We start from the raw sequence: 13,269 nt of genomic DNA, 5'->3' as shown, positions 1-13,269 counted from the left end.
TTCAGGACGAAGAACCGGTCGGCAGTCCGTTCGCGACCCAGTCCTCGATGCCTTCGCGGTATTTGCGGACATTCGTGTATCCGAGCTCCAGCAGGCGCCGCCCGACGAATTCACTGTTGCGGCACGGCGTGTTCGCGCAATAGACGACAATCGCGGCCGTCTTGTCCGGAAGCACCACCGGTGCCAGCCGGTCGGTGAATTCGGCGGCCTGTTCGTACGGGAACCCCGGGATATTGCGCGCTTCGGGAAGATGTTCCTTCGCGAAATAGGCGACCGGCATGGTGTCGACCACGACCACCGTTCCGGCCTCCATCCCGGAGAGCAATTCCGTACGAGTGATCAACGGCAGCATGGTGCTCCTTCTCTCCACGACCGTGATTGACGATTCCCATCGTCGGGTGTCGTGCGAAGAACGCTCTAGTGCCGCATCCGCATGTCAGGGGGTTATCCGGCGGCCAGCCTGCCGTGGCGGTGCAGCCAGGTCCGGTACGGAGCGGTCCGCTCGGCCAGCCGCCAGTATCCCGCCGTCGCCTCGGTGGCGAGGTCCTGGACGGTGGGCGCGCACGGACTGTCCTCGCGCCAGGCGAGTACGTGCCGCACGCACATCGGCGCGCCGGCCAGCGGCCGGATGACCAGTCCGTCCGCCGCCTGCCGGGTCGGCTGGACCAGCCCGACGCCGTATCCACCGCCGACCAGGTCCTCCCGCGCGATGTCGAAGTCGACGTCGTGGGTGATCCGCGGATCGAAACCGTGCGCGAGGCACATCTCCCGGAACACCACGCGGCAGCCGTCGCCACCACTCGACACGATCCAGTCCTCCCCGGCCAGTTCGGCGAGTTCGATCTCCTGCTCGCCCGCCAGCGGATGCCCGGCGGGGACCGCGACGAACGACGGCTCCGTGGCCAGGGTCGTGGTCCGCACCTCCGGCGGCACCGGCAGGCCGCGGCCGCCGCAGATCATGATCAGCGCGAGATCGATGCCGCGGTTCGCGACCTGGGCGAGCAGCCGGGTGCGCGAGGTGTCCGCGCGGGTGCGGACCGGTTCGCCCGGCCGCAGTTCGCGCAGCACGCCGAGCAGCGAACCCGTGATGGCGCTGTCGTTCCAGCCGATTCTGAGCGGCTCGCCCGGTGCGGGTTCCTGACGGTGGAAGTCGTGGTCCAGTTCGTCGAAGGTGAGCACGATGGCCCTGGCCCGCCGCAGGATCAGCGCGCCGAGTTCGGTCGGCCGGACGCCGTGCTGGTCGCGGTGGAACAGCGCGCCGCCGACCATCCGCTCGATCCGGCGCAACTGGTGGCTGAGCGCGGGCTGTCCCAGCCCCAGTCCGGCCGCGGCACGGTTGAGGCTGCCGGAGGAAGCGATCTCACAGAGCACGCGAAGATGCCGAACCTGAATCTCCATGACTTCGTATACCGCGCTTCACCGACGTCCGGCACCTCCGAAGGTCGCGCGCCTCGTGAGTGGTAATGACGGTTCTAACCCTCATTACCACTCACGACCCATAACGCGACGGCAGTCACCGTCGGCAATACCGCCGGTTCCCCTCCGTGGCTACGTTCGGTCGACGCCTCTTCTCCGGCGAATATCCCGCGAATCAGGAGCCGTCTTGCTGCGACCACTGCCGCTCACCGAGCATTGCGCCGATCCACTGTCGCGTGCCGAGCACGTGTGCCTCGGCGTCAGCCCGTTCAACAGTCATTTCACGGTGGAACGTATCGCCGATCTCGCCCGCTGGGCCATGTCCGGCTTCCGCGGTTTTCATTTCTTCGTCCCGGACGGCCCGTCCGCCTTCACCCTCGAAGCGCTCGGCTACGACCCGGTCCGCGCCGCGCAGAAGGCGCAACGGCAAGGCAATTACACGCGCAACAAGATCATCCGCGCGCTGGAGCAGGTGTGCCCTTCCGATCCGCGCACCCTGATCCTGGACGCCGCCGTGCTCGAAACCGACCCCGCCTATCTGGGCCTGCTTTCCGAGGCGCACCACCGCTTCGCGATCGATCCGGAGTTCGCCGCGCAGTGCGTCGGCGCGACGGGCTGGGTGCTGGACCGGCGGCTGCCCGAAGGCGAGCACCCCACTCCTGACCAGCTGCGCAGCGCGGTCCGGTACTTCCTGGCCGAATTGCCGATGTTCGTCGGCACCGTGGCGGTGGCCGGTGTCGGCAGTTCCGTGTTCGCCTACCACCAGCGGGTCCCGTTCCTCGAACGGCTGTACCGCGGCGAGCTGTCCTGGCGGCCGCTGCCGGGACAGGGCTTCGTCGTCCTCGAACAAGCCGTCCCGGAACGAGCGGAGTGACCGTGGAGCACGACGACTTCTCCCTGCGCCGGGTTCCCGCCGAACGCCGCTACTCCTGGGTTTCCGTCGCGCTGCAACGGTTCGGGCAGGTCTCCTCGTTCCACCAGTTCCTGCTCGGCGCGGTACTCGGCTTCGGCATGACGTTCTGGGACGCGGTGCTGGCCATCACGATCGGTTCGGTACTGCTGGAGATCATCACCATCCTGATGGGCATCGCAGGTACCCGCGAAGGACTGTCGACCTCGGTGCTCGCGCGCTGGACCGGTTTCGGCACCGGCGGTTCCTCGCTGGTAGGGCTGCTCATGACGTTGAGCCTGGCCGGCTGGTTCGGGGTGCAGAACGACGTGTTCGCGCACGGCCTCCACGCGTTGATGGGCGGCCCGCCGGTCTGGGTCTGGGCGCTGGCAGGCGGCGCGCTGGTGACCGTGATCGTCGTGTTCGGCTTCCACGCGATGGCTTGGACGGCCTACCTGACGGTGCCCGCTTTCCTCGCGCTGGCCGGGTATTCGATCATCACGGCGCTCGACGACCACGCGTTGTCCGCGCTGGTGTCCGCGCCGCCACCGGGACCGGCGATGTCGCTGGCACAAGGCACGACGCTGGTGGCCGGCGCGTTCATCATGGGGGCGATCATGACCCCGGACATGACCCGGTTCAACCGGACGGCGTCCGACGTGGTGAAGCAGACCCTGGTCAGCATCACCCTCGGGCAGTACCTGATCGGCCTGATCGGCGTACTGCTCGCGCACGCGGCGAAAAGCGCCGACGTCGTCGGGATCATCACCTCGTCCTCCGGTGTGCTGGGCACGCTGATCCTGGTCACCGCCATCCTGAAGATCAACGACTGGAACCTGTACTCGTCCTCGCTCGGACTGGTGAACACCGTGCAGGTACTGCTTTCCCGGCGGCTGGACCGCACCACCGCCACCCTGCTGCTCGGCGGCCTCGGGACGGTGCTCTCCGCGATCGGCATCCTCGACCACTTCACCACCTTCCTGACCTGGGTCGGCGTGGTGACACCGCCGGTGGCGGGGGTGGTGATCGCCGAGTACTACGTGGTCCGGCGCTGGAAACCGGATCTGGCGGCGACGCGGGCGTCGGGTGAGTTGCCGCGGACCTGTCCGGCCTGGGTGCCCGCCGCGCTGATCTGCTGGGTGGCCGGGGCCGCGGTGGGTGCTTGGCTGCCCTGGGGAATTCCCACGGTGAATTCCGTTTTCGGTGCTTTTCTCCTGTATATTCTTCTCGGCAGACGGACCACGGCCGCATCGGTTCCCGTGGCGATGACTTCTTCCGACGGGACGAAAACCCGTACGTGACAAAGGAGTTCGACGTCGTACAGCTGGATGTTCACCACCTGAGGGTGATCCGGGCGATCGCGGACACGGGCAGCCTGACCCGTGCCGCGATCGCCCTCGGCATCACGCAGCCCGCGGTGTCCGCGCAACTCAAACGGCTGGAGAACATGCTGGGCTATCAGCTGTTCGAGCGTCGAGAGAACGGCGTGACCCCGACACCGATGGGCGAGTTGCTGCTGCGCCGGACGGCCGCTTTGCTTCCACAGCTGGACAAACTGCTCGAAGACATCGAGCAGCGCGTCTGCACCGGCGGCCCGCCGGAGGTCGTCCGGGTGGCGGCGGTGGCCAGTGCGCTGGTGGCGCATCTGCCCTCGCTGGTGACCCGGTTGTGGCCGGAGGTGTCCGAGGCGGTCGTGGTGCACGACGACCATCCCGAGCGGCTGTTGTCCCTGCTGGCGCAGCGGCGCGTGGAAGTGGGACTGGTCAAGGATTATCCCGGCCACGAACTGGAAGTGCCCGCGAACGTGGACACCGCGGTGGTGGCGACCGAGCCGACCTTCGTCCTGCTGCCGGAGTTCCATCCCTTGGCGTACAAGGAGATCATCGACCTCGGTGAACTGCGGGACGAGCCGTGGGTGATGGTGTCCGATTCGTCGACGACGACGTTCACCAAGTATTTCGCCGACACCTGCGCGCGGCATGGTTTCAGCCCGTCGGTCACCCATCAGGTGACTTCGCAGCAGGTGGCGCTGTTGGTGGTCCGGGCGGGCGCGATCGGCCTGTCGCAGCCGATCTGCGATTCGCGCAACCTCGGCATCGTGAGCCGTCCGCTGAGCGGGGATGTGTTGCTGCGCAGGCATATTCTCGCCTGGAACCGGGACACGTTCGTGACGGCGCGGCACGAGAAACTCGCCGCCGCCCTGATCGACACGTACTGGCGTGAGGCGCGTGATTCGCCGGTCTACGCCGGATATCTGGCTTCCCGAGGTGAGTTCGGGCCCCGCCCGGGTGACGGATGATCGGGTCACGTCACCCGGGCGGGAGTTTTCACCGAGCCGGGCGCAGCGGCCCGGGGTAGAGGTGCTCGTCCGGCGGCCGCACCGTGCCGTCCAGCCACGCGCGGTCGAACTCGCCGAGGTCGAGCTGCGCCATCGCGGAGACGTACAGCTCGAAGTCGTGCCAGTTCTGGTTGCCCTGCGGGTTGATCTGCGGGAAGCCCGCCATGATCTGGAAGAACACTTCGTCGCCGATCAGACGGCGCAGCGCGTGTACCCGCAGCACCGCCTTGGTGGAGGGCGCGAATTCGGTTCCCTTGCCCGGATCGGTGAGCTTGGCCGCCCAGAAGCCGGCGTCGTCGCGCACCCCGGCCACCAGGTCGCGGTACCGTCGATCCAGGTCGATGCCGTTCTTGGCCTCGTCCCACAACCAGACCGCGTACCGCGCGACGGACTCGGTCATCAGCGCGTCGCGCCACATCTTCCCGCTCACGCCCGCTCCCCACCATTGGTACGCGGTGGCGTACACCAGATCGGCGATGGTCGCCGTGCGGCCGTACACCGGCCGGGTCTGGGCGCCGTGCGTGTAGCCGAGCGAGCGGTCGAGGAATAGCCCGCCCGCCGCGGATTGCGGGTAGTCGCCGAATTTCCCGGTGAGGAACTCCAGTACCTCGGGCAGCCGTCCGCCGATCTTCCGCTGGTCGACGGCGCACGGATGATAGGCGTTGATCGCCGTCCGGCCGCCGGGAAGCGTGAGCCGTTCGACCTCCCAGCGTCCGATGCCGAGCATCGCCGTATTCGGCGCGAGCGCGGTGTCCTCCGCCCAGGTGACGGTGTGCCGTCCGTAGCCCGCCGGGACGTCGGAGACCTGGAAACCGTTGCCCACCACGGAGAATTCGTCGAGGACGGTGACGGACACGCGCAGGGTCGCCTTGTCGACTTCGGTACCGTTGACCGGGAACCAGGTCATCGCCGAATGCGGCTGGCCGGTGGCCACGGCGGAATCGCCGGACGTGGCCAGCCAGCCGGTCCGGCCACGCGTCGTGCCGATCGGTTCCGGCCGCCCGTCGTAACCGACCACCACGGTGAACTGAGCGCCTTCGGCCACCGGTTTCCGCGGGGTGATCACCAGCTCGTGCTCACCCGCCCGGCGGAACGTGGCGGCCACGCCGTCGACGGTCACCGAGCGCACGGTGAGGCCACGCAGATCGAGGTTGAACCGGCTCAGGTCCTGGGTGGCCGTCGCGGTGATCGTCGCCTTGCCGTTCACCAGCATCGAGTACGGCGCGTAGTCCAGCGCGAGTGAATAGGCGGAGACGTCGTAGCCGCCGTTGCCGTCCTTGGGGTAGTAGGGATCGGCGCCGAGGACGGTGCCGTTGGGCGAGACGTGCACGTACCCGTCGCCGCCGGGGGACGGCTGAGCCGCCGAGGCCTGGCAGGTGCCGATCATCGTGGTGGCGAGCAACGCGGTGCACAGTGGCTCCTGCCACCGAATCCGCACGGTCATGAACGAGCCTTCTCTCTACGGGGGAGGGTGCCCGGTCATCGTGCGATCGTCCGCGCCGCGCGCGGCACTGTCAGCCGGTCATGCCGTGGGGTTATCGAGGCGAGGGGCGTGAGTGGCGCGACCGACCTCGTCGATGAAGGAATTGGGACGTTGAGTGTCCCGATTCCTTCATCGACGGGCCACCGCCACACAGCGTGCGGCTCTCGGGGCGCGAGCCGGAGCGGCGGGCAGGCAAGCGAGTCCCCGAAGGAGTCCTTCACGGCCCGGCCGCTCCCGGGGCTCACCCTCATCGGCAGCCTCAAGTCAGAAGCCGGGGTTCGTCGCCATTTCGCGGCGACGACGCCGAGGTTTGACCGAACGTGACCGGTGTGTGGAAACAGAGACACTCAACGTCCCTATTTCCACACACCGGCCCGGCCGCTCCCGCTCACCAGAGCTTGAGAGGGTGCAAGCCGGCCCCGATAACCCCGCGGCATCCCCGCCCGGGACTATCCCGCGTCGCGTCCGGGACGGAATCGTCGAGGCATGTTGCCCCTCCCGGCGCTGCTCGCGCTGACCACGACGGTCTTCCTCGGCTGCCTCGCCGAAGTCCTGCCCGCCGGACTGCTGCTGGGGATGTCCGCGGACCTGGGGGTGTCCCCGTCGGCCACCGGGCAGCTGGTGACGGTCTACGCGATCACCACCGCGCTCACCGCCATCCCGCTCACGACGGCGACCCTCCGCGTCCCGCGCAAACGGCTGCTCCTGGCGCTGATCGCCGGATTCCTGGTGACCAACCTGCTGATCGCGCTGTCCCCGTGGTACCCCCTGATCCTCGCCGCGAGGGTCTTCTCCGGCGCGCTGACCGGCGTGATGTGGTCGCTCGTGGCCGGATACGCGATGCGTCTCGCCCCGCCGGAGCTAGCCGGGCGCGCGCTGGCCGTTGCCATGTCCGGAACCCCGATCGGCTTCGCGCTCGGTGTGCCCGCCGGGACCGCGCTCGGCGAACTGGCCGAGTGGCGCTGGGCGTTCGCCGGGATGGCGCTGATCACCGTGCCACTGCTGGTGTGGGTGCTCGTCGCGGTACCGGCCGTACCCGCGGATCCAGCGCGGCCCACCCGGCCGCTGGCCGCGTCACGGCTGCCGGGGATGCGGCCCCTGCTGGCGACGGTGGTGCTGTTCTCGTTGGGGCACAACATGGCCTACACCTACATCGGCCCGATCCTCGCCGGGCTGGACTCGGTGCGCATGCTGGGCGCGGTGCTGCTGGTGTTCGGCTGCGCCACGGTCGGCGGGCTGATCGCCGTCGGCGCCGCGCTGGATCGCCGTCCGCGCGCCGTCCTGATGACCTGCACCGCCGTGACGGCCGCCGCCATCGTCATCATCGGATTCGGCGACGGCGTCCCCGGCCTGGTGCTGACCGCCGCCTGCCTGTGGGGCCTGGCGTTCGGCGGCGCCCCGACAGCCTTCCAGGCCGTCACCGCCCTGATCGCCGGCCCCACGGCCGACGCCGCCCAGTCGCTCACGATCGCGGCCTGGAACGGCGCCGTCGCCGGTGGGGCACTCCTCGGCGGTCTGGTGTTGCCGCTGGGAACGTTCCTGCTCCCGTGGTGCGCCGCCTTCGTGATCCTCTCGCCGTTGCTGTTCAGCCGGCGAGTCGTGCTTTCAGCGCCCGCGATCCGGTCCCGGATCGCGCGATGAGCGGCCAGACGTCGGAACCGAGGAATCCGGTCTCGTCGGTCGCCGCCGTCGCTCCGCAGATGTCGCGCTCGAGCCCGTTCCGGGCCGCCACCGCGGCGACCGCGTCCTTTGTGGACTGACCGAACACGCCGTCGACCGGAACGGCGAAACCGCGTTCCCGCAGGAGTTCCTGAGCCACCCGCACCCGGGGCCCGGTGTCGCCGGGTTTGAGCAACGGCCATTCCGGCACGTCCACCTTCGGCGACGCCGAACCCAGGAGCTTGCCGACCGCGGTCCGCAGTTCCGGAAGCCGGTTGTACAGCACGGTTCCCGGGCATTCGGTCGAGTTGAAGTCCCGGTGCCCCTTGATGAATTCCGGCTTGATCCCGTACTGCGACGCGATGTACGCGACCATCTTCACCAGCGAGTCCCACAGTGCCGGGGTGACGTCTTCGGTGCTGTAGAGGCCCTCGTTCTCGATCCCGATGCAGGTGCTGTTGTTGTTGCCCACGTTCGCGCCCAGCACATGCCGGGTTCCGCCGCGGAGCACTTCCAGGCTGCGATGACGCCCTTCGGTGAGGTGCCCGCCGCGGCTGTTCGTGAACTGCTGGCCGGTGTCTATCCAGCCGCGTGTGTCCATATGGAAGTTCTGGATCGAGCGTGACGCCCAGAAGGCGTGTTCGAGCGTGTAGTCGGTGACATTGCCCGGCTCGACCGTGTGGTGCACGACGATGTACGTCGGTTTGTGGTTCTGCACCTCGATCGTCCCGTTCGGCGGGCGCGCGCCCCACGCGGCCGTGCCGTGGATCTGTGGTTCCGGTACCCCGGAGGCCGCGTTCGCGGCGGAAATCGTCGTTGTCCCCAGTAGCCCGACGGCACTTACCGTCAGGCCGCCCTTGAGCGCGGTGCGTCGGTCGAAATCGGCCATGGACGTGCTCCCGTCATGCGCTTTGGCCGGAAAACTAACCCGCCATCGCGCCGATGACAACCATTGACCAACTTTTGTCGTAATGCGTCAGTGTTCCCCGGGGAGGGCGAACAGGCCGTCCCGGGTCTGTTCGAGCAGGCCGTCGACCAGCAGGGAGTCGAGACAGCGGTCGCGCTGCCCGGATTCGTGCCAGACGAGATCGAGCCGCGCCTTTTCCACCGGCCCTTCGGTTCCGCGCAGGACGTCGAGCAGCAGCCCGCGCACCTGCCGGTCGGTCCCGGCGAATTTCTGGACCTGTTTCGCGGGCCCGGCGTAGGCGGGTTTGCCCGCGTGCTGCCAGGCGCAGTCGTCGTAGATCGGGCAGTCCGCGCAGCGCGGCGCCCGGGCGGTGCAGACGAGCGCGCCGAGTTCCATCAGCGCCGCCGAAAGCTTCGCCGCCGGAGCGTCTTCGAGCGGCAGCAACGCTTCCACGTCGGCCATGTCACGGGTGTTCGACGGCGGCCCGGCGTCGCCCGCGCCGTGCACCGCCCTGGCCACCACGCGCCGGACGTTCGTGTCGACCACCGGCGCCCGCTTGCCGTAGGCGAAGGCGGCGACCGCGCGGGCGGTGTACGCGCCGATGCCCGGCAACGCGAGCAGAGTGTCCACATCGGACGGAACGACGTCGCCGTGCTCGGCGGCGATGACGGCCGCAGCGGCATGCAGGCGCAGCGCGCGCCGCGGATAACCGAGTTTGCCCCAGGCGCGGACGACCTCGCCCTGCGACGACGCCGCCAGCGCCGACGGGACCGGCCAGCGGGCCATCCAGTCGAGCCAGATCGGCTGGACGCGCGCGACCGGCGTCTGCTGCAACATGATCTCGCTGACGAGCACGCCCCAGGCGGTGCAGTCCGGCTCACGCCAGGGCAGGTCGCGTCCCACCTCGTCGAACCACTCGCTCAGCACAACCGCGTCGACGCCCACATGGCCAAGCTTAAAACCCTTACGCGACTTCGCTCAGGCGCCCCGTCTTCACGTCGTAGACGAAGCCGCGCACGTTGTCCCGGTGCGGCAGGAAGTCGCTGCGCCGCACGCGCTGCACCGACCGGCGCACGCTGTCCTCGACCTCGCGGAAGGCCTCGACCGACCAGGTCGGGCGCAGCCCGCTGGCGGCTTCGAGTTCGTCCTTGAAGTCGTCCTCGGTGACCATGGACAGGCCGCAGTCGGTGTGCTGGACGATCAGCACCTCGCGTGTGCCCAGCTTCCGCTGGCTGAGCGCGAGCGAACGGATCGTGTCGTCGGTGACGACACCTCCGGCATTACGCAGGATGTGCGATTCACCCTGGATCAGGCCGAAGATCTCGAACACCCGGATACGGGCGTCCATACAGGTCAGAATCGTCACGTGGAGCGATGGCCTCGGGGAGGAGCGGTCACCGGGGGTGACATCGCCCAGCTCCTGATTGCGTTTGAGCAGTACGTCGATGGAGGTCACCGGCTCATTGGAACCGGGTGAGCCGGTGGAGGGCAACTTTTCGGGGTTCATGTCACGGACCGAACCAGCGTTCCTCGGCCGTCCGCGGCGGGGCCGAGGTGCGGCCGACGCGCAGTTCGGTGGCCAGTGTGATCACCTTCGGGCCGACCCGATCGGCCGCGCTGAGCAGTAGTTTCCCGGCCGCCTTGCCCTTTTCGAGCACCGGCTGGTGGACCGTGGTGAGCCCGGACCGTTCGGCCTCGGTGATGCCGTCGAAACCGGTGACCGTCAGATCCTGCGGCACGCGCAGCCCGCGGCGCTCGGCTTCGGCGAGCGCGCCGAGCGCGAGGATGTCCGAAGTGCAGATCACGGCGGTGACCTGCGGATACGCGTCGAGCAGCTGTCGCGCGGCCGACGCGCCGTCGTCCACGGTGTGGTCGAACCGCTCGACCACCGGCACGGTCGCCCAGTCGACGCCCGCCGCGGAGAAGGCCGCGGCCAGCGCCTCCAGCCGGATCCGCTGGACGTGGAAGTGTGCGGCGCTCTGCCGCTGGATGGAGACGAAGTCGTCGTTGCGCTCGCGGGCCAGCCGCATGCACAGCACACCGATCTGGCGGTGGCCCAGCGAGATGAGGTGCTCGGCCATGGCGGTGACCGCGGCCGCGTCGTCCGGGCCGACCCGGTCGACGCCGTCCACCCGGGGCTGGTCGACGATCACAGTCGGCACCGGGCGTTCCAGTACGGCGCCCAGATGCGGGTCGTCGTCGGGCACGGAGTAGACGACGAAACCGTCGACACCGGCGCGGTGCACGGCCGCGACGTCCTCGCGGCCCGGGCTGGCCGGGACGAGGTGCAGGCCGACGCCCGCGTCTTCGCAGGCCAGCGCGAGCCCTTCGAGTACGCCGACGGCCGCGGGGTCACGGAAGGCGTAGGAGAGGTTTTCGGTGAGCAAAAGACCGACAGCGCCGGCCTTGCGCGTCCGCAGTGAACGAGCGACCGGGTCCGGGCCCGGGTAGCCGAGGCGGCGCGCTGTCTCGAGGACACGGCGGCGCAGCTCAGGGGACAATTGGTCCGGTCGGTTGTAGGCGTTCGAGACGGTGGTCCTCGACACACCGAGCTCTGCGGCCAGCGACGCCAGTGTCGCCTGCCTCCTGGTGCGGATAGGACGGCCCATTCGCAAACCGTAACGGTTCAGAACGTTTTGCAGAAGCATCACCCGACGTGTGGCAGGTCTCGATTCAGAGTGACCCTGGGTACAGCCGACGGCGATCGATGAGGCCCCATCATCCGGATGGGGTACAGTTGAATCTGACAACGGTTTCCATTACCCGGCATCTGGGACACCTGGCCTGGGCATCCGCAGGAGTGCAGTAGATGAATTCCCGCCGTACTAAGAGTGTTTTCGCGGCCGTGTCGGCCCTGGCCGTCCTCGCCCTCGGCGCGACGGCCTGCGCGTCGGGCGACCAGGCGTCGACCGGATCCGGTGCCCAGAACGCGTCAGCCGCGAACCCGGGTGGCGGCGAGAAGATCAAGGTCGTCGCCTCGACCGACGTCTGGGGCAGCGTCGTGACCGCGATCGGCGGCGACAAGGTCGAGGTCACCTCGATCATCCACGACCCCTCGGCCGACCCGCACTCCTACGAGACCACCGCCAGCGACGCCGTCGCCGCGAAGAACGCGAAGCTGACGCTGTCCAACGGCGGTGGCTACGACGATTTCTTCTCGAAGCTCGCCGACCAGGCCGCCGGCGCGCAGAAGCTGGTCGCCGTCGACATCGCCGCGACCGGCAACGAGAACGAGCACGTCTGGTACAGCCTCCCCGGCGTCGAGAAGGTCGCCGACCAGGTCGCCGCGAAGCTCGGTGAGATCCAGCCCGCGTCGAAGGACGCCTTCACCGCCAACGCGACCGCGTTCAAGGGCAAGACCCAGGAACTGCTGAAGAAGGTTTCGGGCCTGGGCGCCTCGAACGCCAAGGTCGTCGCGACCGAGCCTGTCGCGCACTACCTGCTCGACAGCGCGAAGGTCACCGACGCGACTCCGCCCGCCTTCGCCGAGGCCGTGGAAGCGGAGCAGGACGTGCCCGCCGCCGCGCTCAACGAGGTCAAGCAGCTGATCACCGGCAAGCAGGTCAAGGCCCTGATCAACAACGCGCAGACCACCACCCCGGTCACCCAGCAGGTGGTCGGCGACGCCAAGGGCGCCGGGATCGCGGTCGTCGACGTCACCGAAACGCTCCCGCAGGGTGTGACCGACTACATTGCATGGATGACCAAGGAAGTGGACGCGCTGGCGGGAGCGCTGAAGTAGTGAGCTCCGTACCTGCCGAGGCTCGCCCCGCGGTCCGTGTCCGCGGGGCGAGCCTCGCGTTCGGCACCAGGACCCTCTGGTCCGGACTCGACCTCGACGTCGAACCCGGCGAATTCCTCGCGATCCTCGGGCCCAACGGCTCCGGGAAGAGCAGCCTGCTCAAGGTGCTGCTCGGTCAGCAGGGACTACCCGAGGGCACGGTCGAGATCGCGGGGCGGCGCCCCGGCGGGCAGAACCGGCGGATCGGCTACATCCCGCAGCAGCGCGCCCTCGACGAGGGCCTGACGATGCGCGGGGTGGACCTGGTCGGCCTCGGCCTGGACGGGCACCGGTGGGGGACCGGGCTCTTCGGCCTCGCGAAACGACGTCAGCTGGTCTCGCGGGCGATCGAGTCGGTCGGCGCGCAGGCCTATGCGAAACAGCCGGTGGGACGGCTTTCCGGCGGCGAGCAGCAACGGCTCCGCGTCGCGCAGTCGCTGGTCGGCGACCCCGAAGTCCTGCTGTGCGACGAGCCGCTGCTCTCCCTCGACCTCGCCCACCAGCGCGCGGTCAGCGAGCTGATCGACGAGCGGCGGCGCTCGGCGAATACCGCGGTCTTGTTCGTCACCCACGAGATCAACCCGATCCTGTCCTATGTGGACAGGATGCTGTACCTGGTGAACGGCCAGTTCCGGGTCGGTAAACCGGACGAGGTGATGAACTCGGAGACGCTGTCCGAGCTGTACGGCACGCGGATCGAGGTGCTCAAGGTCGGCGGGCAGATCCACGTCGCCGGGGCGCAGAGCGCGCTGTGCGAGGACGAACCCCACCACATCGACGAACAGGTCTCGTAGCG

At 68.7% G+C, this 13,269-nt stretch carries 13 protein-coding genes; 6 read left to right on the top strand and 7 right to left on the bottom strand.

The annotated features are described in order from the left end of the window. Position 1: 1 nt before the first annotated feature. On the bottom strand, positions 2-352 hold the full coding sequence (locus L324_RS33955) for a rhodanese-like domain-containing protein (protein ID WP_037318302.1): 351 nt from the start codon (positions 350-352) through the stop codon (positions 2-4). Positions 353-444: 92 nt separating this feature from the next. Continuing rightward, a complete protein-coding gene (locus L324_RS33950; protein ID WP_037318300.1) occupies positions 445-1,398 on the bottom strand; it encodes a LysR family transcriptional regulator in 954 nt (317 codons plus the stop codon). A 205-nt stretch (positions 1,399-1,603) separates the two neighbouring features. Here L324_RS33950 and L324_RS33945 point away from each other — a divergent pair, with 205 nt between their 5' ends. Genes L324_RS33945 through L324_RS33935 form a run of 3 tightly spaced genes read left to right on the top strand, consistent with a single transcriptional unit; the run spans position 1,604 to position 4,604 of the window. Further along, positions 1,604-2,290 carry a tRNA-dependent cyclodipeptide synthase gene (locus tag L324_RS33945; RefSeq protein WP_037318298.1) on the top strand — a complete coding sequence of 229 codons (687 nt, stop codon included), beginning with the start codon at positions 1,604-1,606 and terminating at the stop codon, positions 2,288-2,290. A 2-nt stretch (positions 2,291-2,292) separates the two neighbouring features. After that, positions 2,293-3,606: a purine-cytosine permease family protein gene (locus L324_RS33940; protein ID WP_037318928.1), complete on the top strand. Its 1,314-nt coding sequence runs from the start codon at positions 2,293-2,295 to the stop codon at positions 3,604-3,606. Next, entirely contained in the window at positions 3,603-4,604 is a 1,002-nt protein-coding gene (locus L324_RS33935; RefSeq protein WP_037318297.1) for a LysR family transcriptional regulator, read from the top strand. Before L324_RS33940 ends, L324_RS33935 begins: the two co-directional genes overlap by 4 nt. 28 nt (positions 4,605-4,632) lie before the next feature. Here L324_RS33935 and L324_RS33930 read toward each other — a convergent pair whose 3' ends face one another. Then, on the bottom strand, positions 4,633-6,087 hold the full coding sequence (locus L324_RS33930; RefSeq protein WP_037318296.1) for a M1 family metallopeptidase: 1,455 nt from the start codon (positions 6,085-6,087) through the stop codon (positions 4,633-4,635). A gap of 525 nt (positions 6,088-6,612) precedes the next feature. Here L324_RS33930 and L324_RS33925 point away from each other — a divergent pair. Further along, entirely contained in the window at positions 6,613-7,767 is a 1,155-nt protein-coding gene (locus tag L324_RS33925) for an MFS transporter (RefSeq protein WP_037318295.1), read from the top strand. Here the strand turns inward: L324_RS33925 and L324_RS33920 are convergent. From L324_RS33920 to L324_RS33905, 4 genes are all read right to left on the bottom strand, one after another. Continuing rightward, complete coding sequence (locus tag L324_RS33920; RefSeq protein ID WP_037318294.1) at positions 7,712-8,674, bottom strand: peptidoglycan recognition protein family protein; 963 nt, start codon at positions 8,672-8,674, stop codon at positions 7,712-7,714. The genes L324_RS33925 and L324_RS33920 overlap by 56 nt on opposite strands. Before the next feature lie 87 nt (positions 8,675-8,761). After that, entirely contained in the window at positions 8,762-9,637 is an 876-nt protein-coding gene (locus tag L324_RS33915; RefSeq protein ID WP_037318292.1) for an iron-sulfur binding domain-containing protein, read from the bottom strand. 19 nt (positions 9,638-9,656) lie between these two features. After that, positions 9,657-10,148 carry a beta-class carbonic anhydrase gene (locus L324_RS33910; RefSeq protein ID WP_037318925.1) on the bottom strand — a complete coding sequence of 164 codons (492 nt, stop codon included), beginning with the start codon at positions 10,146-10,148 and terminating at the stop codon, positions 9,657-9,659. Between the two features lie 52 nt (positions 10,149-10,200). After that, positions 10,201-11,301, bottom strand: coding sequence for a LacI family DNA-binding transcriptional regulator (locus L324_RS33905; protein WP_037318290.1), 1,101 nt, complete (start codon positions 11,299-11,301; stop codon positions 10,201-10,203). Positions 11,302-11,501: 200 nt separating this feature from the next. On the opposite strand from L324_RS33905, the gene L324_RS33900 reads away from it, so the two are divergent. After that, positions 11,502-12,434, top strand: coding sequence for a metal ABC transporter solute-binding protein, Zn/Mn family (locus L324_RS33900; protein WP_037318287.1), 933 nt, complete (start codon positions 11,502-11,504; stop codon positions 12,432-12,434). Continuing rightward, positions 12,434-13,267 carry a metal ABC transporter ATP-binding protein gene (locus L324_RS33895; RefSeq protein ID WP_037318285.1) on the top strand — a complete coding sequence of 278 codons (834 nt, stop codon included), beginning with the start codon at positions 12,434-12,436 and terminating at the stop codon, positions 13,265-13,267. Before L324_RS33900 ends, L324_RS33895 begins: the two co-directional genes overlap by 1 nt. The last annotated feature ends 2 nt before the right edge of the window (positions 13,268-13,269 follow it).

This window comes from Amycolatopsis orientalis DSM 40040 = KCTC 9412 (genome assembly GCF_000478275.1).
GTDB classification, from domain to species: domain Bacteria; phylum Actinomycetota; class Actinomycetes; order Mycobacteriales; family Pseudonocardiaceae; genus Amycolatopsis; species Amycolatopsis orientalis.
The sequence above is the reverse complement of the archived record's forward strand: the minus strand, read 5'-3'. Positions and strand labels throughout refer to the sequence as shown.